The sequence below is a fragment of the Nocardiopsis suaedae genome (assembly GCF_027706745.1).
Lineage (GTDB): Bacteria > Actinomycetota > Actinomycetes > Streptosporangiales > Streptosporangiaceae > Nocardiopsis_A > Nocardiopsis_A suaedae.
On record NZ_JAQFWP010000006.1, the window covers coordinates 35471 to 55753 of the forward strand.

The 20283-nt window shown below is 74.3% G+C and carries 15 protein-coding genes; 8 read left to right on the forward strand and 7 right to left on the reverse strand.

Annotation, left to right across the window (positions count from 1 at the left end):
• The first annotated feature begins 53 nt into the window (after nucleotides 1–53).
• The 7 genes from O4U47_RS04890 to O4U47_RS04920 are packed head-to-tail and all read left to right on the forward strand — an operon-like array spanning nucleotide 54 to nucleotide 9964.
• Nucleotides 54–1352 carry an ABC transporter substrate-binding protein gene (locus O4U47_RS04890; RefSeq protein ID WP_270676327.1) on the forward strand — a complete coding sequence of 433 codons (1299 nt, stop codon included), beginning with the start codon at nucleotides 54–56 and terminating at the stop codon, nucleotides 1350–1352.
• The gene (locus O4U47_RS04895; protein WP_270676328.1) at nucleotides 1349–2263 is read left to right on the forward strand and encodes a carbohydrate ABC transporter permease; all 915 of its coding nucleotides are present in this window, start codon (nucleotides 1349–1351) and stop codon (nucleotides 2261–2263) included. The genes O4U47_RS04890 and O4U47_RS04895 overlap by 4 nt, the downstream gene beginning before the upstream one ends.
• Entirely contained in the window at nucleotides 2260–3084 is an 825-nt protein-coding gene (locus tag O4U47_RS04900; RefSeq protein WP_270676329.1) for a carbohydrate ABC transporter permease, read from the forward strand. The genes O4U47_RS04895 and O4U47_RS04900 overlap by 4 nt, the downstream gene beginning before the upstream one ends.
• On the forward strand, nucleotides 3081–4340 hold the full coding sequence (locus O4U47_RS04905; protein ID WP_270676330.1) for a glycoside hydrolase 5 family protein: 1260 nt from the start codon (nucleotides 3081–3083) through the stop codon (nucleotides 4338–4340). The genes O4U47_RS04900 and O4U47_RS04905 overlap by 4 nt, the downstream gene beginning before the upstream one ends.
• Nucleotides 4337–6313 (forward strand): endo-beta-N-acetylglucosaminidase, encoded by a 1977-nt coding sequence (locus O4U47_RS04910; protein WP_270676331.1) that lies wholly within the window; start codon nucleotides 4337–4339, stop codon nucleotides 6311–6313. The genes O4U47_RS04905 and O4U47_RS04910 overlap by 4 nt, the downstream gene beginning before the upstream one ends.
• Nucleotides 6314–6366: 53 nt before the next feature.
• The gene (locus O4U47_RS04915) at nucleotides 6367–9432 is read left to right on the forward strand and encodes an alpha-mannosidase (protein WP_270676332.1); all 3066 of its coding nucleotides are present in this window, start codon (nucleotides 6367–6369) and stop codon (nucleotides 9430–9432) included.
• 49 nt (nucleotides 9433–9481) lie between these two features.
• On the forward strand, nucleotides 9482–9964 hold the full coding sequence (locus tag O4U47_RS04920; RefSeq protein WP_270676333.1) for a hypothetical protein: 483 nt from the start codon (nucleotides 9482–9484) through the stop codon (nucleotides 9962–9964).
• A gap of 66 nt (nucleotides 9965–10030) precedes the next feature.
• Here the strand turns inward: O4U47_RS04920 and O4U47_RS04925 are convergent, their stop codons facing one another.
• Nucleotides 10031–10483: a MarR family winged helix-turn-helix transcriptional regulator gene (locus O4U47_RS04925; RefSeq protein ID WP_270676334.1), complete on the reverse strand. Its 453-nt coding sequence runs from the start codon at nucleotides 10481–10483 to the stop codon at nucleotides 10031–10033.
• A 56-nt stretch (nucleotides 10484–10539) separates the two neighbouring features.
• Between O4U47_RS04925 and O4U47_RS04930 the strand changes: the two genes are divergently transcribed.
• Nucleotides 10540–11019 carry a nuclear transport factor 2 family protein gene (locus O4U47_RS04930; protein WP_270676335.1) on the forward strand — a complete coding sequence of 160 codons (480 nt, stop codon included), beginning with the start codon at nucleotides 10540–10542 and terminating at the stop codon, nucleotides 11017–11019.
• A gap of 189 nt (nucleotides 11020–11208) precedes the next feature.
• On the opposite strand, the gene O4U47_RS04935 is transcribed toward O4U47_RS04930, so the two are convergent.
• From O4U47_RS04935 to O4U47_RS04960, 6 genes are all read right to left on the reverse strand, one after another.
• Nucleotides 11209–13377 carry a peptidase domain-containing ABC transporter gene (locus O4U47_RS04935; RefSeq protein WP_270676336.1) on the reverse strand — a complete coding sequence of 723 codons (2169 nt, stop codon included), beginning with the start codon at nucleotides 13375–13377 and terminating at the stop codon, nucleotides 11209–11211.
• Entirely contained in the window at nucleotides 13377–16211 is a 2835-nt protein-coding gene (gene lanM, locus O4U47_RS04940; RefSeq protein ID WP_270676337.1) for a type 2 lanthipeptide synthetase LanM, read from the reverse strand. Before lanM ends, O4U47_RS04935 begins: the two co-directional genes overlap by 1 nt.
• Before the next feature lie 158 nt (nucleotides 16212–16369).
• Nucleotides 16370–16588 carry a class II lanthipeptide, LchA2/BrtA2 family gene (locus O4U47_RS04945; RefSeq protein ID WP_270676338.1) on the reverse strand — a complete coding sequence of 73 codons (219 nt, stop codon included), beginning with the start codon at nucleotides 16586–16588 and terminating at the stop codon, nucleotides 16370–16372.
• A gap of 124 nt (nucleotides 16589–16712) precedes the next feature.
• Nucleotides 16713–19718 (reverse strand): type 2 lanthipeptide synthetase LanM family protein, encoded by a 3006-nt coding sequence (locus O4U47_RS04950; RefSeq protein WP_270676339.1) that lies wholly within the window; start codon nucleotides 19716–19718, stop codon nucleotides 16713–16715.
• Nucleotides 19719–19888: 170 nt separating this feature from the next.
• Nucleotides 19889–20056 carry a plantaricin C family lantibiotic gene (locus O4U47_RS04955; RefSeq protein WP_270676340.1) on the reverse strand — a complete coding sequence of 56 codons (168 nt, stop codon included), beginning with the start codon at nucleotides 20054–20056 and terminating at the stop codon, nucleotides 19889–19891.
• 29 nt (nucleotides 20057–20085) lie between these two features.
• On the reverse strand, nucleotides 20086–20268 hold the full coding sequence (locus O4U47_RS04960; protein WP_270676341.1) for a plantaricin C family lantibiotic: 183 nt from the start codon (nucleotides 20266–20268) through the stop codon (nucleotides 20086–20088).
• Nucleotides 20269–20283 lie beyond the last annotated feature (15 nt).

The following is a 20283-nucleotide window of genomic DNA, read 5'->3' on the forward strand; positions in this document are numbered from 1 at the left end:
GCTCATCGGCAGCGAGGAACTAAAGCGGTTTATAAAGCCGAGGAGACCGTTCCATGCGCACCCCTGCCATCCGCGCGGCGGCGGCCCTGGCCGCCGCCGCGCTCACCGCCTCCGGATGCGGCCTGGCCGCACCCGGCTCCGGCGGCGCCGGACAGGACGGCCCGGTCGATGGGCCCGCCGACGGCGCCATCACCTTCCAGACCTGGAACCTCAAGGCCGATTACGAGGAGTTCTTCACCGGCGTCATCGAGGATTTCGAGGAGGCCAACCCCGGGGCCCGGGTCCGCTGGCTCGACCAGCCCGCCGAGGGCTACGCCGACAAGCTCAGCGCCGACGCCGCCGCCGGGACCCTGCCCGACGTCGTCAACGTCGCCCCCGACCTGGTCCACCCCCTGGCCGAGGCCGGCATGGTGCTCGACCTGGACCGGGCCCGCCCCGGCGCGGCCGGGGCCTACACCGCCGACGCCTGGGCGGGCTTCACCGTCCCCGGCGAGGACGGCACCTACGCCTACCCCTGGTACCTGAACACCGGCCCCGTCTTCTACAACCGCGCCCTGTTCGAGGAGGCCGGGCTCGACCCCGACGCCCCGCCCACCACCTACGACGAGCTGTTCGACCAGGCCCAGCGGATGGCCGAGGCCACCGGCGGAAAGACCGCCATGCTCGGCCAGACCCCCGGCATCATCGACCTGGGCCTCTACGGTTCGCAGGCCATGAACGAGGACGGCACCCGCTTCACCTTCAACGACGCTGCGGGCGTGGAGATGGTCGAGCGGTACAAGGAGCTCTACGACGCCGGGGCGCTGGTCCCCGAGGCCCTCACCCAGGACTACACGGGCGCGGGCGAGCAGTTCATGAGCGGCGCCATCGCCTGGGCCCCCGGAAGCGCCTACGACCTGGAGAACTTCCGCACCAACGCCCCCGACCTGTACGAGAACGTCGGCATCACCGAGGTCATCACCAACACCGGCCGCGCCCACATGTACCTGCAGGGGCTCGCGGTCTCGGCCGAGAGCGAGGATCCCGCGACCGCGGCCGCCTTCGCCGAGTTCGTCACCAACGCCGCCAACCAGGAGGCCTTCGCCCACGAGGTGCAGATCTTCCCCAGCACGAAGGGCTCCCTGGACGACCCCTACTTCACCGAGGAGGACGGCACCGACGAGGGCCGGGTGCGGGTGGCCGCCGCCGCGCAGCTGGAGTCGGCCACCAGCTACACCCCGGTCGTCTTCGGCGACCAGATGCAGAACCTCCTGCGCGACGAGATCGCCCTGGCCATGCGCGGCGACAAGAGCCCGCAGCAGGCCCTGGACGACGCGGTCGACCGCTGCAACGCCCTGCTGGAGGAGGGGTGAGCGCCCTGGCGCCCGCCGCCCGGCGGCGGGCGCCGCGCATGCAGGGGGCGGCCACCCCGTGGCTGTTCCTGGCGCCCGCGCTCGCCGCCGCCGTCGCCTTCTCCCTCTACCCCTTCGCCAACACCGTCCTGCTGGCCTTCACCGACGCCCGGACCCTGGCCCCGGGCACCTTCACCGGCGCCGACAACTTCACCCGCATGCTCCAGGACCACCGCTTCTGGCTGGCCCTGCGCAACGGCGGCCTGTACGTGCTGGGCGTGGTGCCGCCGCTGGTGGTGCTCCCGCTGCTGCTGGCCCTGCTGGTGCGCGACAAGGGGCCGGGCGTCGGCGTCTTCCGCACCCTCTTCTACACCCCCGTCATCGCCTCCGCGGTGGTGGTCGGGCTGATCTGGACGTGGCTGCTGGACAGCCGCGGCCTGGTCAACGGCACCCTGCAGGCGCTCGGCGCGATCGGCCGGCCGATCCCCTTCCTGACCGACGAGTACCTGCTGCTGGCCAGCGCCATGCTCGTGACGGTCTGGAAGGGGCTGGGGTACTACATGGTCATCTACCTGGCCACGCTCGACCGGGTCCCCAAGGAGCTGCACGAGGCCGCCCAGGTCGACGGCGCCGGGGCGGTGCGCCGCCTCCTGGTGGTGACCCTCCCGGCGATGCGCACCACGATGGCGCTGATCTCGGTGCTCAGCGCCGTGGCGGCCTTCCGGGTGTTCACCGAGGTGTTCATCCTGTCCGGGGACACCGCCGGGCCGGGCGGGCGCGACATCACCCTGGTCATGCTCATCCGCGAGGTCAGCTCCGGCCTGGACGGGAACGTGGGCTACGCCTCCGCGCTCAGCCTCGTGCTGTTCGCCCTGACGCTGTTCCTGCTGCTGGCGGTGCTGCGGCTGCAGTCGGGCAGGGGGCGCCGGTGAGCCGCCGCGCGACGACCCTGCTGCGCTACACGCTCCTGCTCCTCATCGCCGCGATCAGCATCGGCCCGTTCCTGTGGCAGCTGTCCACCGCGCTCAAGGGCGCGGGCGAGGACATCTACGCGGTCCCGCCGACCTTCCTGCCCGCCGAACCCACCGGCGGCAACTTCACCCGGGTGGGCGAGGTGCTGCCCGTGTGGGGGTACGTGTGGAACTCGGTGCGGGTCGCCCTGGCCACCGTCGTCCTCAACGTCGTCGGCGCGAGCCTGGCCGGGTACGCCCTGGCCCGGCTGCGGTTCCGCGGCCGCACGGCCGCCCTGTCGGTGTTCGTGCTGGCGCTGCTGGTGCCCGGCGAGGCCGTCATGGTGGCCCTGTTCCTGATGATGCGCTCGGTGAACCTGCACGACACCCTCGTCGCCGTCGTCCTGCCCGGCATGGTCGGCGCCCTGAACGTGCTGCTGATGTACAACGCGTTCGGTGCCCAGCCGCGCGAGCTGGACGAGGCCGCCATGATCGACGGCGCCGACGCCTGGCAGCGCTTCACCCGCATCGCCCTGCCCTCGGTCAAGGGCACCGTGGCCGTGGTGGCGATCTTCGCCTTCATGGGCGCCTGGGACGACTTCCTGTGGCCGCTGATCGTCCTCAGCGACCCCGCCAACTACACCCTCACCGTCGGCCTGGAGTACCTGCGGGGGACCTTCGTGGGGGACCAGCGGCTCATCGCCGCCGGGACGGTCATCGCCGTCGCGCCGCTGATCGCCCTCTTCTTCTCCCTGCAGCGCTATTTCTTCCGAGGCGTCAACGAAGGGGCCGTGAAGGGATGACCCGAATCAGGTTCGGAGCCAATTACACCCCCACCCGCGGCTGGTTCCACCACTGGCTCGACTTCGACGAGGGCCAGGTCCGCGCCGACCTGGAGTCCGTCGCCGCTCTGGGCCTGGACCACGTGCGCGTGTTCGCGCTGTGGCCGCTCTTCCAGCCCAACCGGGCGCTCATCCGCCCGCGCGCCGTCGCCCAGCTCGTGCGCCTGGCCGAGATCGCCGGGGAGTGCGGGCTGGACGTGGCCGCCGACGCGCTGCAGGGGCACCTGTCCAGCTTCGACTTCCTGCCCGCCTGGACGCGCACCTGGCACCGCCGCAACCTGTTCACCGACCCCGAGGTGGCCGAGGGCACCGAGGCCTACCTGCGCACCCTGGCCGCCGCCCTGCACGAGCGCCCCAACTTCCTGGGCATGACCCTGGGCAACGAGTTCGACCAGTTCTCCGGCGACCCGCACCCCGACCCCGACCGGGTCGACCCGGCGGGCGCCGGCGCCTGGATCGAGCGCCTGCTCAAGGCCTGCGAGGACGCCGCCCCCGGGCGCATGCACCTGCACTCCGAGTACGACGCCGCCTGGTACCGCGACCACCACCCCTTCACCCCCGCCCACGCGGTCGGCCTGGGACCGGCCACCACCGTGCACTCGTGGGTGTTCAACGGCACGGCCCAGCGCCACGGCCCGGACGGGGCGGCCACCGGGCACCACGCCGAGTACATGGTGGAGCTGGCCACCGCCTGGGCCGCCGACCCGCGCCGCCCGGTATGGGTGCAGGAGGTCGGGGCGCCCGCCCCGTACGTGCCCGCCGACGCTGCCCCCGACTTCGCCGAGGCCACCGTGCGCAACGCCGTGTCGTCCGCCGCGACGTGGGGCCTCACCTGGTGGTGTTCGCACGACGTCGACCCTTCCCTGGCCGACTTCCCCGAGCACGAGTACGGCCTGGGGCTGATGACGGCCGGCCGGGAGCCCAAGCCGCTCGGCCGCCGCCTGGCGCGTGTCGTCGCCGAGCTGCGGGAGCGCCCGCCCGAGCCGCCCGGCCGCCGCACCGCGGTGCGGTTCGACCCCGGCCCCGACCCGCTGGACGCGCCGCGCCGGGCGCAGTTCGCTCCCGGCGGGAGCGTGTTCGAGGCCTGGGCCCACCTGGCGGCCGAGGGGGTGTGGGCGGCGCTGGTGCGGGCGGACCGCGTCGGCGCCGACCACCTGCGCGAACGCGGCATCACCGAGGTCGTCGACCCCCACGAGGTCCTTGGAGGAACCCCATGACCCCCCGACACCGCCCCGCCCGGAGCTTCCGCCCGTCCCGCCGCGCGGTGCTGGCGGGCGTTCCGGCGGCCGCCCTGTGCGCCGCCGTGCCCGCCCGTGATGCCGTCGCGGCGCGCACACCGACCGGGCGGGCCGACGTGTTCGGCCCGCAGGCGGCCTACTGGTTTCCCGACTCGGTGCCCGGCGGCGAACCCGACCCGGGCGTGGTCTGGCGGAGCCTGCTGGACTACGTACCCGAGGACGACCCGGACCTGCCCTACAACACCGCGACCGTCCCCCTGGCCGAACGGCCCCCGGCCGACGGCGCGCGCGTGCAGTCACTCGTCTCGTTCGCGCCCACCTCGGGCAACCCCAGCCAGGGCGCGCCCGACGCGCGCTACTACGCCTTCACCGACTGGGCCCTGGTGGAGGAGCTGGTGTTCTGGGGCGGCTCCTCGTTCGAGGGGCTGATCCTGGCGCCCAACGCCCCCGTCGTCGATGCGGCGCACCGCAACGGGGTGCCTGTGCTGGGGACGGTCTTCCTCCCGCCCGCCGCCTACGGCGGCGACCTGCGCTGGACCAGGGAGCTGGTCCAGCGCGACGCCATGGGCGGATATCCCGTCGCCGACAAGCTCGCCGAGGTCGCCACCGCCTACGGATTCGACGGCTGGTTCGTCAATGCCGAGACCGGAGGCGGCGACCGCGCGCTGGCCGAGGACATGCGGGGGTTCCTCAAGCGCCTGAGGGCGGCCGCGCCGCTGCGCATCACCTGGTACGACTCCATGACGGCCGACGGCGGCATCGACTGGCGCAACCGCCTGGACGACGCCAACGAACCGTTCTTCCACGACGCCGACGGGCCCGTCGCCCACACGATGTTCCTCAACTTCGACTGGACCGCCCGGGGGCTCGCCGATTCCGCCGAGCGCGCGCGGGGTCTGGGGCGCGACCCCTATGAGCTGTGGGCCGGAGTGGACCTGGAGGCGAACGGCACCGGCACCCGCGTCGACTGGGACGCGCTGTTCGGGGCCGACCCGGACGGGAAGGTGTCCATCGGCTTCTACCGGCCCGAGTGGACGCACACCCGTCTGCCCGAGGACGCCGGACCCGAGGAGTTCCACCGCCGCGAGGAGCGGATGTGGCACACGGGCGAGGGGGACTGGCCGGGCGTGGCCGCCCACGTGGAGGCGCGGGCCGCCGAGATCGCACCGCCGTTCGCGACCGCCTTCAACACCGGCCACGGGCTGCGCTACGCCGTCGAGGGGAGCGAGTCATCCGAAGGGGAGTGGAGCCACCTGGGCGTGCAGGACGTGCTGCCGCCCCGGCGCTGGTCGACGAGTGGAGGCACGGCCCAGGCGGGGTTCGACTTCGCCGAGCCGTACCACGGCGGTTCGTGCCTGAAGGTGAGCGGCATCGGCGCCGAGCCCGCCGAGGTCGGGCTCTACCCCCTGGCGCTTCCTGACGCAGGGGCCGTGACGGTGGAGCTGGTCTACCGGGGCGCGGGCGTCGACGTGGAGGTCGCGGTCGGCGGGCGCCGCTTTGCCGCCCGCGACGCCGGGGACGCGGGCGGCGGGTGGCGGCGCGTCCGGGCCCGCGTCCCCGAGGGCGCTGAACCGGGCACGCTCTCCGTCTGCCTGAGCGCCGAGGAGGCGGACGGCGGCGCGGTATGGCGGCTGGGGCTGCTGCGGGTCACCGGCGCCGGCGCCGCTCCTCCGCCCCCGCCCTCCGGCGCGCGCGTGGAGGACGCCCGCCCGACCGGCGAGGGCACGGCCGAGCTGCGGCTGCGCTGGAACCCGGTGCGCGGCGCCCGCCACTACGAGCTCTTCCACGCCGCCCCTGAGGGGGCCGTGCTGCTCGGCGCCACCGCCACACCCGCCTTCCACATCCGTGAGCTGCGGCGGCGCGGCGGCGAGCGGTACACACGGCTGGAGATCACCGCCGTCGGGCATGACTACGGGCGGTCGGCCTGCGCGGTGCTCCGCCACCGGTGGTGACCGGCGCACCCGCCACGCCCCCTGACCGGCCCCGGCCCGAGAGAGAGGCAGGAATGCACGACGACCGGCAACTGGTGGAGGACCGCGTCTCGCGCGTCCTCGAAGAGCGCATCCGCCCCGCCGTCCACCCCGAGCGGGTGCCCATGGAGGTCGCCCGCTGGGACGCCCCCGGCGAGCCCGTCCCCGTGGCCGAGGGCCTGGCCGCCCCCTACCGTCCCGCCCGGACGGGGGAGCCGTGGGGCCCACCGTGGGCGACCACCTGGTTCCGGCTGCGCGGCCGGGTGCCCGGCGCGTGGGCCGGGCGCACCGTGGAGGCCCTCGTCGACCTGGGCTTCGACGAGCGCATGCCCGGCTTCCAGTGCGAAGGCCTGGCCTACACCGCCGACGGCGCGGTGGTGAAGGGGCTCAGCCCGCGCAACCGGTGGCTGCGCGCCGCCTCCTCGGCGCAGGCGGGGCAGCCGGTGGAGTACTTCGTGGAGGCCGCCGCCAACCCCGTGGTGCTGGGGGTGCCCCCGTTCCGGCCCACGGAGCTGGGCGACCGGCGCACCGCCCACGACCGCCCGCTGTACCGCGTCGAGTCGGTCGACCTGGCCGTCCTGGACCACGAGGTGTGGCACCTGGTGCACGACATCGAGGTGCTCGACCAGATGATGCGCGAACTGCCCGAGGGGGCGCCGCGCCGCTGGGAGGTGCTGCGGGCCCTGGAGCGCGCGCTCGACGCGGTCGACCTGCAGGACGTGCCCGGCACCGCGGAGGCGGCCCGCCGCGTGCTCGCCCCGGTGCTGGCCTCCCCGGCCGAGGCGGGGGCGCACCGCGTCTCGGCGGTCGGGCACGCCCACATCGACTCGGCGTGGCTGTGGCCGCTGCGGGAGACCGTGCGCAAGGTGGCGCGCACCGCCGCCAACGTCACCGCGCTCATGGACGACCACCCGGGCCTGGTGTTCGCCATGTCGCAGGCCCAGCAGCTCGCCTGGATCAAGGAGCACCGGCCCGAGGTGTACACCAGGGTCAAGGAGAAGGCGGCCGAGGGGCGGTTCGTCCCGGTCGGCGGGATGTGGGTGGAGGCCGACACCAACATGCCCGGCGGGGAGGCGATGGCCCGCCAGTTCGTGTTCGGCAAGCGGTTCTTCGCCGAGGAGTTCGGGGTGGACACCAAGGAGGTGTGGCTGCCCGACTCCTTCGGCTACTCGGCGGCGCTGCCGCAGATCGTGCGGCTGGCCGGGGCCGAGTGGTTCCTGACCCAGAAGATCTCCTGGAACCGCACCAACCCCTTCCCGCACCACACCTTCCAGTGGGAGGGCATCGACGGGACCCGGGTGTTCACCCACTTCCCGCCGGTGGACACCTACAACTCCGACCTGTCGGGGCGGGAGCTGGCGCACGCGGTGCGCAACTTCCGCGACAAGGGCGGGGCGAGCCGGTCCCTGGTGCCGTTCGGCTGGGGCGACGGCGGGGGCGGGCCCACCCGGGAGATGCTGGGGCGCGCCGACCGGCTGGCCGACCTGGAGGGCTCGCCGCGGGTGCGCCTGGAGCGGCCCGACGCGTTCTTCGCCGCCGCCCGCGAGGACTACCCCGACCCGCCGGTGTGGCTGGGAGAGCTGTACCTGGAGCTGCACCGGGCCACCTACACCAGCCAGGCCCGCACCAAGCAGGGGAACCGGCGCAGCGAGCACCTGCTGCGCGAGGCCGAGCTGTGGGCGGCCACGGCGGCGGTGCACGCGGGGGCGCCCTACCCCTACGAGCGGCTGGAGGGGATCTGGAAGCGGGTGCTGCTGCACCAGTTCCACGACATCCTGCCGGGCACCTCCATCGCCTGGGTGCACCGGGAGGCGGCCGAGACCTACGAGGGGATCGCCCGCGAGCTGGAGGAGGTCATCGGCGGCGCCCAGGCGGCCCTGCTCGACGCGGCCCCCGGCCCCGGGGGCCCAGACGCCCCCGCGGTCTTCAACGCCTGCCCGCACGAGCGCGACGGCGTCCCCGCGCTGGGCGCGGGCCCGGCGACCCGGGCCCAGGACACCGGCGGGGCCGTGCGCCACACCCTCGACGGGGACGCGCACGTGCTCGACAACGGCCTGGTTCGGGCCGTCGTCGGCCCGGACGGGCTGCTGCTGTCGGTCGTCGACCTGAGCGCGGACGGCGGGCGGGGCCGCGAGGCCCTGGCGCCGGGCGGGCGCGGCAACCTGCTGCAGATCCACCCCGACTTCCCGAACATGTGGGACGCCTGGGACGTGGACTCCTTCTACCGCAACACCGTCACCGACCTGGACGGTGCCGACGACGTTTCCGCCGAGCCGCTGGAGGGCGGGGCGTGGGCGGTGACCGCCCGGCGGAGCTTCGGCTCGTCCACGGCGGTCCAGCGCACCGTGCTGCGCCCGGGGGCGGCGCGGGTGGACATGGAGACGGAGGTGGACTGGCGCGAGGCCGAGAAGTTCCTCAAGGCGGCCTTCCCGCTGGACGTGCGCGCCGACGAGGCGGCCTCGGAGATCCAGTTCGGGCACGTGCGCCGCCCCGCGCACACCAACACCTCCTGGGACGCGGCCCGGTTCGAGACCTGCGCGCACCGGTGGATCCGGGTGGCCGACCCCGACTACGGGCACGCGCTGGTCAACGACTCCACCTACGGCCACGACGTCACGCGGGACGTGCGCGGCGACGGCGGCACCACCACGGCGGTGCGGCTGTCGCTGCTGCGGGCGCCGCGCTTCCCCGACCCGCGCACCGACCACGGCGTCCACCGGTTCGGCTACGCGCTGGTTCCCGGCGCGGCCGTGGCCGACGCGGTCCGCGAGGGGTACCGCATCAACCTCCCCGAGCGCACCGCCGCGCGCGGCGGGTCGGTCGCGCCGCTGGTGCGCGTGGAGGAGGCCGGCGTCGTGGTGGAGGCGGTCAAACTCGCCGACGACCGCTCCGGCGACGTGGTGGTGCGCCTGTACGAGGCCCGGGGGGCGCGGGCGTCCACGCGGGTGGGGTTCGGCTTCGCCGCGGGCAGGCCCGCCCGGGTCGACCTGCTCGAACGCCCGCTGGAAGGCGCCACCGCGCCGGTGCCCGACGGCGACGGGCACCGGCTGGAGCTGCGCCCGTTCGAGATCGCCACCCTGCGGGTGCCGCGTACCCTGTGACACCCCCGTCCCACCGCAGTGACCGCACGTGCGTCGGGAGGAGATCGAGATGAAGGGTCATGGGGCGGCCGTCCTCGCAGGAGCCGGGGCCCTGGTGGCGGCCGCCGCGGGGTGCGGCGCCGCCCAAGGGGCCCAGGGCGCCCAAGGCGCCTCGGGGGCTCAAGGGGGCGGTGCCTCCCTGCCTTCACGGGTGGTGTGCCAGGCGGACTACCGGGCCGGTGACAGCGGCGCCGGGCAGGAGGACGCCACCTTGGAGGCCGAGCGCACCGACGATAGGGCCGGTGCCGAGGACACCGCCGAGTTCGAGGAGATGAGCATCGCGCTGAGGTACATCGGCGAGGCCCCCGAGGGCCGCATGGTCTCCGTGGACGTCACCGGGGCCGCCGGTGACCGCATCGCGCGCGACCTGTACCAGCTGGGGACCCCGGCCGTGCAGGACATCGCGTTCAGCGGCGGCCACGGGTTCACCGGCCTGTCGTACGTCCACAGCGGTGAGGCCACCCTGCAGTACTGGTGCACCGCCGAGGAGTGAGGTCCCCGCGCGCCCCGGCCCCTGGTAGGCCGGGGCGCGCGCTCCGGAACGGAACCCGAGAGAGCGTCATTCCGCTTCGGCGTGGTGCCGGTTCACCCGGGCCAGAAGGTCGGCCAGCACGCCCCGCTCGTCCGGGGTGAGCGGCACGAACGCCCGCTGTTGGACCTCCTGCACACGCGCGTCCAGCTCGTGCAGGGCCCGTTCGCCGTCGCCGGTGAGGACGACCGTGTTGCGGCGCCGGTCGGCGGGGTCGAGGGCGCGGCGCACCAGTCCCCGCACGGTCAGGTCGTCCAGGGCCGCCACGACGTCGCTGCGGTCCATCCCGCAGGCCTGCCCCAGCGCGGCCTGGCTGGCCGGACCGAGCTCGGCCGCGGCGGCCATCAGCGCGTAGTGGTGGGTGCGGTACTCCCCGAGCCCTTCGGCCACCAGGCGCTGGACCTGGGCGGCCGTGCGGGTGAGCAGGCGGCTGGGCAGGAGGCGCAGCCGTTCGGGGGGCTGCGCGGCGGGACGGGTGGTCATGCGGGCAGTCTAGCCAACTGTTGGCGTCGCCAACGAATTCGTGTACGGTCGCCGCCATGAACGTTGGTGTGACCAATGAAAAGGACGGCGGGGACGCCGCGAAGGACACCGTGGCCCGCCTCGCGGACCGCGCCGAGATCACCGACCTGCTCTCCCGGCACGGCCGGTGGCTGGACGACAAGCGCTTCGACGACGTGCGGAGCGTCTTCACCGCGAACGCCGTGGTCGTCGTCGGCTCCGGCGAGGTGCAGGGCGCGGACCGCGTCGCCGAGCTGGCCGCGCGCAGCCACGGCCCGTTCGCGCGCACGCACCACCTGACGACCAACCCGCTGGTGGAGGTCGACGGCGACCGCGCCGTGCTCGGAGCCCAGCAGATCGCGGTGTTCTGCCGGGAGGGGGAGGCCCCCGAGTTCACCGTCGGCGAGGAGTACCGGATGGAGGCGGTCCGCACTCCCGAGGGCTGGCGCCTGTCCCGCGTGGAGGGCGACCGCCTCTGGCGCCTCGACCACGCGCCGGGAGGTGAAGGGCAACGCTGACGGGCGGTCCGGCCGCCTCCCCTCGGCACCGGGGGCGACCGGAGGCCGACCCCGCCGAAGGCGGGTCGGCGGTCAAGGCCCCGAAGGTGCGTCGGCCCGCGCCAGGTCCGTCACCGGCGGGCCGACCCGGGCGGACGGAAATGGCACCACTCCACGGGATACGACCCCGGCCCCGGCCCTGCCCGTGCCTCAAACGCCCCCCAGCACCTCCTGGGAGTGCACCAGGTCGGCGTACTTGCCGGAGGAGGCCATCAGCTCCTCGTGGGCGCCGATCTGGACGACCCGCCCCTTGTCCAGGACCACGACGAGGTCGGCGGCGGCGATGGTCGACAGGCGGTGCGCGATGATGATCCGGGTGCACCGAAGGGCGTCGAGGGTGGACGCGATCCGCGACTCGGTCACCGTGTCCAGCGCGTTGGTGGCCTCGTCCAGCACCAGCACCCGCGGGTCGCGGGCCAGCGCCCGGGCGATCGCGATCCGCTGGCGCTGCCCGCCCGAGAGCGTGTTCCCCATCTCACGGACCTGGGTGTGGTAGCCCAGGGACATCGCCTGGACGTCCTCATCGAGGTCGGCGCGGACGGCCGCCGCCCGGACCCCGTCCAGGGTCAGGTCGGGCAGCCCGAAGCGGATGTTGTCGGCGATGCTGCGGTTGCTCAGCACGATCTCCTGGGGCACGTAGGCCACGGCCCGGTAGAACGACTCCGCGGAGATCGCGCCGACCGGCACCCCGTCGAACGCGATCTCGCCGCTCTGGGCCGGGTAGAGCCCCATCAGGAGCTTGCCGAGAGTGCTCTTGCCCGACCCGGTCCCGCCGACGACGGCCACGCACGCGCCCGCGGGGGCCTCGAACGACACGCCCTCCAGCACCGGTGTGCGCCCGCCCGGGTAGGTGAACCGCAGGTCCCGGACCGATACGTGCCCGCGGACCTCGTGCGGCCGGTCCCCGAACACCGCCTCGCCGTCGGGCTGGTGGACGATGTCGCCGATCCGCGACACCTGGGCGTTGGCCGTGATGAGCTGGTTGAACACCGAGGTCAGCGACATGACCGTCGCCAGCCCGGTGGCGGTCAGGCTCTGCACGGCCACGGCCGAGCCGATGTCCAGGCGCCCGCCCGCCACCAGCCACAGACCGAGCCCCAGCACCAGCAGCGGCCCGAAGGTCTGGAGGGCCGCGTAGCCGCTGGTCGCCATCCCCTGCAGCACGATCCTGCGCCAGGTGTGGCGCATCGCCCCGGCGTACACCCTGCGCCAGTCGGCGAAGAAGGAGTCGGCCATGCCGGAGACCTTCAGCGTCTCGATGGCCGCCATCGCCTCCATCTGGATCGCGCTGGACTCGGCCGTCGCGCCGATCTCGCGGTCGGTCGTGGAGCGGACCGGACGGTAGGAGGCCACGGCGATGGCGGCCATCAGTGCCATCACCGCCACCACCACCGCGCCCAGCAGCGGCGACCGCAGGAAGATGTAGGTCAGGGCGACGGCGAGGCTGCCGATGTCCAGGAGCGTCGCCGCCACCTGGTTGGAGATCATGTCCCGTACCGCGGCGATGCTCGACAGCCGGTACACCAGCTCGCCCTGGGAGCGGCTGGAGAAGTACTTGTAGGGCAGGCTCAGCAGCTTGCGGAAGGTCTGCCCCATCATCGCCTCGCCCAGGCGGCGGATGACCGAGGCCAGGCACAGCGCCCGCACCGCCGAGAACGCGAAGTGCAGCGCCATCGGTACCAGGAACGCCACCGCGAGCAGGGCCGCCGGGGTCTGCTCGATGAAGGCGCCGCGGCTGTTGATGGCGAACTGCACCGCGAGGGGCACGGCGAGGGTGAACGCGTACAGCACCAGCGAGGCCGCGAACGCGCCGGCCAGCAGCCACTTGGCGCCCGCGGCGGCGCGCAGGAACGTCCACCACATGCTCGGCTCGCGGTGGCGGACCGGGGCGTAGTCCTCTGCGGGCACCGCCTCCAGCACGACGCCGCTGTAGTGCTCGTCGAACTCCTCGAAAGAATAGCGGCGCCTGCCGCCGGCCGGGTCGACCACGGTAATGCCGCGCCGTCCGATGTGCTCGACCACGACGAGGTGGCTGTCGTCCCAATAGGCGATCAGCGGCAGGGCGAGTTCGGGCATCCGGTCCCGCCCCGCCCGGAACGTGCGCACCCGCATCCGGTACCCGCGCAGGATGTCCACGACGTCGTGCATGGACAGCCCGTCGCGGCCGGTCTCATAGGCGCGCCGCAGGGCCGCCACCGTGCCGTGGGAGCCGTGCGCCGAGAGCACCATCGCGATGCAGCACAGGCCGCACTCGGTCTGGGCGAACTGCTGGACCTCCCGGACCCGGCGCCCGCGCCCGCCGGACGGCCCGCGCCCCATCAGCGCCCTCCCAGGCAGCGCGGCAGCCGCACGGCCGGGTCCCGCAGCATGAGCCGAGCGTAGTGCCAGCCGGAAAGGCCCACCATGAACGAGGGCAGGGCCGTGGTGGCCCCGACGCCGCAGCGCCATCCGCCGTCGGCGTGGCGGTCGAGGAACCGCGATTCCAGCTCCTTGGCCCAGGTGCGGGCCTCGGGCCAGTCGAAGCGGTCGGCGAGCCAGACCAGCACGGCGATCCGCCCGGCGGCGCCGTGGCACATGCTGATGTCGCCGGTGAACGGACCGTGGGCCGCGCGCCCGGCCTCCTCGCCGATCGCGGCGCGGATCTCGCTCGGCGTGCGGCCGAGCACCGACAGTGCCTTGGCCAGGGCGAAGGCGATACCTGCGTAGCCCTTGCACCACCCCGACGCGTCGCCGGGGGTGTCCAGCACGTCGTCGCGCCAGCGGTACCGCAGGTAGGCGCCGGTGAGCGCCTCAAGGTGCTCCCGCGCGCGCCCGTCGGGGTCGGCGCCCGCGGTGATGCCCGCGCTCAGCGCCGCCACCCGGCCGAACCGGCCGTGCGCCAGGCCCAGCTCCCCGCCGTGCCCACCGCTGTGCCCACCGGGTGGGCCGTCGACCTCGACCAGGCGCCGGACGAGGGCCTCGGGGCCGTACCCGGGCAGGCGCGGAGCGCCGGGGTCGTCGTACTCGGCGAGGTGGACGAGGTAGCCGCCGAGCCCGTTGAGGTAGTCGAGGTCGTCGGCGGTGAGCGCCTCGGGGTCGGCGGAGGTCTCCGCCTCCAGGGTGGCCTCCGGCGCGGCGTCCTCGGTCCCGCCCAGGTCCAGGGCCACCGCCCGCATGGAGAGAGCACCCGTGAAGGGGGACAGGCCCAGCGGCGCGGCGACAGGGGGGAGTTCCCGGGGCAGGGCCGTGCGCAGGGCGGCCGCGGGGTGGACACCGCCGGAGCCCTCGGCGCCATCGGCGGTGCGCAGCCGGGCCAGCGTGAGCAGGAGCCCGCCGCTCTCGTAGAGGGACGGGTAGAGGACGTCGAGGCGCAGGTCGTTGCCCTGCAGGCGCGGCATCAGCCAGGTCGGTCGCTCCGGGGTGCCGAGGGCGAGGTCGCCGATGGTGCGGACCAGCTCTCCGGGGTCGGCCAGCGGCGACGGCCGCGCGGCGGCGGGCCCGGCGGCGGCGGATCCGGCCACGGGGGGCCGGGCAGGCCGGTCGGTCCAGGCGTCGTCGGTGGACGTGGCCAGGCCGAAGCGGATGTAGTTCGGGTCCCGCCGCTCCGGGCGGGCGAAGAACGCCCCGATGTTGTCGAGGGCGGCCTCGCGCGGCGTGCGCACCACGGCGTCGGGCACCTCCTCGCCGCCGTTGCACAGCAGCGCCGTGGAGTCGCACTCGACCTCGAAGAAGGGGGTGTCGAGGCCGAGCATGGCGTGGGCCTCCTCGGAGCAGACCTCTTCGGCGACGCTGCGGCGCAGGCCGCGGTGGCGCCGGGGCAGCCGGTCCAACAGGTCCAGCCGGTCGGCGCGCCCGGCCAGATGGGCAGGGTGGGTCGAGGCCTCCAGGAACCGGTAGTAGACGAAGGTCGGCCGGACGAGCTGGCGTACCGACCAGCCGTCCGTGGTGCGCACCGCCTCCACGGCCGCCTCCCGGACCGTGCGCAGCCGGGCGCGCCCCTCCTCGAAGCCGGTGACCAGCTCGTCCTCCCAGAGGCGGGGGTCGAGCTGTTCTCCGCCGACGCGGGCCACGTTGTCACCGCGCGTGGCCGTGACCGGGGCCGTGTCGAACCTGATGGCGTCGGTGCCCGCGTCGACGATCGTGAACGATTCCATCCGCTCCGAACGGTCGGTGCGCACGCTGCCGAGGGCGGAGATGTCGATGTCGAGGATCTCGGCGGTGTAGCGCACCGGGAACATCAGCGTGTTGAGGACGGAGGACTCGACGTCGGCGGCCTGCGGGGCGCCCCCGGTGTCCGCGGCGGCCGAGGACGGGTTCGGCAGGCCGACCAGGGTCTCCAGGTCGATGACGACCGGTCCGTCGGCGGTGGCGATCACGTTCTCGTGGTGCAGGTCCCCGGTCCCGAACATGCTCAGCAGTGCGGCGCAGCGACCGAACCTGCGGAAGTACAGGGCCGCCTGCCGCTCGTCGGCCGGTTCGGAGTACACGACCCGCGCCTGCCACAGGTGGTCGTCCCGCTCCAGGGTGTCCGGGCACAGCGGGCCGAAGAAGCCCCCGCTCGGGTCGGCGGCCCCGCGCACGGCCTGCAGGATGCGGTGTGCGGTGCGCGCCTGCGGCTTGTACACCAGGGTGGTGCCGTTCTCCCACGTCACGAAGCACACGGTGGCGCCCCTGCGGTGGCTGTCTCCCGCGCCCGGCTCCACCGCGACGACCGGACCGGCGGTGCCGAAGCGTTCGCGCAGCAGGCCGCCGTCCTCGTCGGCGGCCGCGAGCACGGCCTCCACCAGGGCCGTCCGCCGCCGGGCGAACAGCTCCAGGAGCCGCTCCAGCTCGGGGAAGGCGTCCAGGATGCGGCGGCGCCCCTCGGCGCCGGCGACCCGGTCGTGGAATTCGGCGTAGCCGGGCGCCGAGTCCTCCTCGGCGCGGGCGGCGTGGAAGGCCGTGACCAGGGAGCGGATGCCGATCCAGTGCAACCCGTCCAGCACGCTGCCCAGGATGGAGCGGACGAGTGCGGCGCGGCCGTCGTCGGCCGCCCGGCGCAGCACGGGCCGCTCCGCGCACGCGTCGAGGACGGGCCGGTGGAAGCGGCCGAACACACCGCTCTTGGCGGCGATGAGCTCATCGATGACGCGCTCCGTCTCGGCGGGCGCGGGCCGGGCGACGGCATCGGACATGGGGACCTCCAGGGGACGTGGTGCGCGGCCGCGCCGGTGGAGGCGCGGCGCGGCCGGGGCGCCCGCCGGGTCGGACGGAGGCACGGTGGGCGCCCCGGCGGGCGGAGGAGGGCGCCCCGGCGCGGATGCACCGGGGCGCGAGTGGTGTGCCGGTCGGGTCAGGTACCCGCGCAGCGGCTCGTGCAGGCGGTGCTGGGGCAGTTGTCGCCCATCGCCGCGCTGACGGCGGTCGCCGAAGCCACCGTGGCGCTGACGCAGGCGATGGTGCTCTGGACCTGGGCGTCGCCGCCGACGAAGCCGCCCGGGGGCTCGGCGAGCTCGACCAGCTCGTCCACGGAGATGTACCCGGTGGACCTGTCCATGGGCAGGTTGCTCATGGCCGTATCCCTTCCTGTCATTCTCTGCAGAGGCCTCCGGCGGGTGCCGGGGCCCGATCGTGGACGGCGCACCGAGGTGGGGCCCACGGCCTGTCGGGAGGCGGTCGGTGCGCCGGTGTCGCGGTCAGTCCAGCCGCAGGAGGGAGGGGAAGGCCTCCGGTTCGAGGTGGCGCAGGATGGACCAGGCCGTTCCCGGGCGGCCGAGCATCAGGCTGCGGCTGTAGGAGTAGCGCGTGTCCCACCGGGCCGGATAGCGGTCCAGCACCGCGTCGAACAGGCGCTCATAGAGCCCGTCGACGGTTCCCGCGGGGAACAGGTCCGGCCGCTCCCGGGCGGCGAAGAGCACGACCTCGGCGGTACCGAGGTCCCCGTGGCAGTAGCTGGGGTTGTTGCCGAACCCGTGGGCGAGCGTCAGCTCCGCCATTCGGGCGATCTGGCGCTCGGGGACGGCCTCCGGCGCGTGGCGGTTCACCTGCAGCGCCCCGAGCAGCAGTCCGGGCGCCCCGTGGCACCAGGCGAAGGAACGCTCCTCGTTGTCCCACTCGCGGGGCCAGTCGCGGTCGCCGGGGTCCTGGGCACCGGCGATGCCGCGCGCGAGGAGGAGACCCGTCCCGTGGGCCCGCTCATCGCCGAAGACCGCCGCGTACGCCAGCAGGTGGGGGGCGATCCCGATGGTGCCGTGGGCGTACCCGGTGTGCCCGGTGGCGCGTCCGTCCGGACCGGTGTCGGCGAGCAGGTGCAGCTCGGTGTCGGCCGCTTGGCGGGCGGCGCGGGCGATGCGTTCCCGCTCGCGGGCGTCCGCGCAGTTCCGGTGCAGCGACAGTAGGACGGCCAGCGCCCCGGCGGCGCCGCCGACGAGGTCGGGCTCGGTGCACCCGTCGAGCGTCCGCGCGATGGCCTCGGCCAGGTCACCGGAGCCCGCGCCGGAGTCGTCGCCCAGCAGGCGTTTGGCCGTGGCCAGTGCGTAGGCCACTCCGGCGATCCCGCCGTAGGCGCCGGGCGGGGAGGGAAGGCCGCCGGGGCCGTCGTCGGCGAACCCCCGCTCCAGAGGGTCCAGCACGGCCAGTGCGGTGTCCCGGAAGTCCTGGCGGCCGGTCGCCCGCGCCAGCCCGGCCAGCACCAGCGCCGCCCCGCTCGTCCCGCTGTACAGGTCGGCCCCGAGCACGCCGGGGCTCCACTGCAGGTCGTCGAGGGTCGCGATCTGCGGTGCGAGCCATGTGGCGGGCGAGTCCGCGTCGTCGCCGCCGATGACCGAGGACACCAGATCGTCCCCGATGCGCACGGCCTCGGCCAGCAGCCGGGAGCGGCCCACGGGCGCGGCGGGCGCGCGGCCGCCGCCGGCCGCCGCCGGTGCGAACCCGGTGGTCTCCTCGTCCAAGGGCAGCCGCGTGACGAACGCCAGGTCGACCATGTGCAGCTGGCGCTCGATCTCCTCCTCGTCCAACGCGAGGATCCGGTCGCGGACCGTATCGGCCGGGGGCTCCTCGAAGGCGTCGGCGCGCACGACGGCCCCGCCCGCCTCCACAGCGGTCGAACGTCCGGTGTAGGAGAAGTAGGGCACGTCGCCCGCGGCGAGCTGGGCGGCCTCGGCGCGGGTCAGGTCGTCGACGGCCCCCTTGGTCAGCGCCACCCGGTGCAGCAGGGCCGCGCGGACGAGGGGGTCGGCCACGGCCTCGGGGTGGCGCGCCATGCGCAGCAGCTGCGCGTAGAAGGCCGTGGGCTCGGCGACGTAGCGGAACCGGGCGTCGGCCAGGTGCTCCTCGACGGCGGCCGCCACCTCGGAGCGGTGGCGGGCCGCGAACTCCAGAACACGCCGCAGCTCGCGCTTGATGGTGTCGCGCTGGGCCGCCGGGGTCGGCTCGTCGGCGCCGCGGTCGGCGCCCACGGCGGTCTCCCCCTCGGAACCGGGCGCGGTGGCGGCGACGAGCTCGGTGTGCATGTCGTCGCGCCCGTGGTTGCGCACCCGCAGGGCGCGATAGGGGGACTGCTGCCCGGCCTCGTAGCCGACGACACCGACGTGCATGCCGCTGTCGGCGCCCGGCTGCCGCATCACCATCGGCAGCAGGCCCATGCAGGCCACCGATTCGACGAGGCGGCGCCGGGCGGTCGTCCAAGCGGAGTCGGCGGCCTCGGGCATCCGCCAGCGCGGGGCGAAGAGGGTCTCGGCGTCGATGACGGTCGGACCCGCCGGGGAGGCGAGGACGTTCTCGAAGTGGATGTCGACGCCTTTGACCAGGTAGAGCACGCCCGCGAGCCGTCCGAGGGCCGCGTCGTACTCCTCGGCGGTGCCCGAGAACGGGCCCGTGGTGACGAACGCGCTGAAGCCCCCGGCGCCTGCGGGCAGGTAGCGCACGGTCGGCAGGGTGCTCCCCATGCGCCGGTTCACCCAGTCCACGAAGGCGTTGTAGCCGCGTTCGGCCTGGACCGGCCGCGGCTTGTAGAGGATCCGGCCGCCGTCGTCGAACCCGACCTCGGCCACCGACAGGCCGCCGTTGTGGGTGTCGCCCCTCCCGAGCCGGACCGAGGTGATCCTGCTGCCCTCCCGCACACCGGGCATGTCGCGGTCGAGGGCCGCACGGTTGCGCCCGACCTCGCCGATGATGGCGAGGAGGTGGTCCGCGGCCGCCTGCACCCGGGCGCGGCACGAGTGGAACAGGTGGGGGTAGCGGCCGAGCAGGTGACGGTGGCCGTCCGGGCCGTTCGTCCAGCGGCGGAAGCTCCGGTAGCGCTCCTCGGCGGTCGCGCCCTCCAGGCCGCCGCTGCTGCGCAGCCGGTACAGCTCTTCGAGCAGGACGCGGACCATGGCGGCGCCCGTCCGCTCGGTCTGGTCGGCGATGAATCCGGTGGCGATGTCGTTGTCGGGGGCGACCTGCGGGGAGGCGGCGATCCGGGCCGCGATCCCGTCGGACCAGGCCCGGGTCCAGTAGGCGAAGTAATCCTGCATCCCGCCCTCGACGTCCGCCTCGGGGGCGTAGGCGGGCGGAGGGGGGAACTCGCCCTCACCGGCGGGTGCATCGGCCGACACCGCGGAGAGCTGCTCCACCAGGGCCTCGCGCAGCTCGTCGGAGTCGAGTTCGGGCAGGTACTTGTCGATGACGACGCGGGCGGCGTCCGCCCCGTGACCGTCCACCGTGGCAACTCCAGATTCGCATCGTCCTGCCCGGCGGGAACCGGGCGTCGTCGTGGCCGCGGACCGCCCGGGAGGCCGGTGCGGGGCCGGCCGCCTCGCACGCGCCGTCCGGGACGGTCCGCGGTGGGCCCTTCGGGATGGAACGTCCCGTCGGGGCCTCAGCGGTCGTTCTAGGGCTCGACGGGCCGACAGATGTCGGTGGTGTGGGTGCAGAGGATGGTGAGCGGGTTCTGGCAGGTGAAGCTGAGGGTGTTCGGCGCGGCGTCGGCGCCGAAGGTGATGCCCTTCAGGCTCTGGTCGTCGATTTCCGTGAGGATCCCGGCGTTGGGGTTCGCCATGGAATGCTCCTTGTCGTTTTCTGGGGGGTTCAGCATCCGTCCTGGCATTCCACGGTGAGCGTGCAGACCTTCCCCTGGTTGCCGAGGATGATGCTCGGCGTCGCGCACGAGGGGAAGGTGATGGGGTTCGGGTGGGCGTCGGCGCCGAAGGCGATCTGCGCCAGGCCCTGCTCGCCGATCTCCTCAAGGATTCCCGCGTTCGGGTTCGTCATGAAGGGCTCCTCGTC

What these genes read in the sequence shown, in the direction of transcription:
- O4U47_RS04960 (WP_270676341.1), bottom strand. Translation starts at nt 20,268, where the DNA reads ATGACGAACCCGAACGCGGGAATCCTTGAGGAGATCGGCGAGCAGGGC.
- O4U47_RS04930 (WP_270676335.1), top strand. Translation starts at nt 10,540, where the DNA reads ATGAACGTTGGTGTGACCAATGAAAAGGACGGCGGGGACGCCGCGAAG.
- O4U47_RS04910 (WP_270676331.1), top strand. Translation starts at nt 4,337, where the DNA reads ATGACCCCCCGACACCGCCCCGCCCGGAGCTTCCGCCCGTCCCGCCGC.
- O4U47_RS04920 (WP_270676333.1), top strand. Translation starts at nt 9,482, where the DNA reads ATGAAGGGTCATGGGGCGGCCGTCCTCGCAGGAGCCGGGGCCCTGGTG.
- O4U47_RS04905 (WP_270676330.1), top strand. Translation starts at nt 3,081, where the DNA reads ATGACCCGAATCAGGTTCGGAGCCAATTACACCCCCACCCGCGGCTGG.
- lanM (WP_270676337.1), bottom strand. Translation starts at nt 16,211, where the DNA reads ATGTCCGATGCCGTCGCCCGGCCCGCGCCCGCCGAGACGGAGCGCGTC.
- O4U47_RS04945 (WP_270676338.1), bottom strand. Translation starts at nt 16,588, where the DNA reads ATGAGCAACCTGCCCATGGACAGGTCCACCGGGTACATCTCCGTGGAC.
- O4U47_RS04915 (WP_270676332.1), top strand. Translation starts at nt 6,367, where the DNA reads ATGCACGACGACCGGCAACTGGTGGAGGACCGCGTCTCGCGCGTCCTC.
- O4U47_RS04935 (WP_270676336.1), bottom strand. Translation starts at nt 13,377, where the DNA reads ATGGGGCGCGGGCCGTCCGGCGGGCGCGGGCGCCGGGTCCGGGAGGTC.
- O4U47_RS04890 (WP_270676327.1), top strand. Translation starts at nt 54, where the DNA reads ATGCGCACCCCTGCCATCCGCGCGGCGGCGGCCCTGGCCGCCGCCGCG.
- O4U47_RS04955 (WP_270676340.1), bottom strand. Translation starts at nt 20,056, where the DNA reads ATGGCGAACCCCAACGCCGGGATCCTCACGGAAATCGACGACCAGAGC.
- O4U47_RS04925 (WP_270676334.1), bottom strand. Translation starts at nt 10,483, where the DNA reads ATGACCACCCGTCCCGCCGCGCAGCCCCCCGAACGGCTGCGCCTCCTG.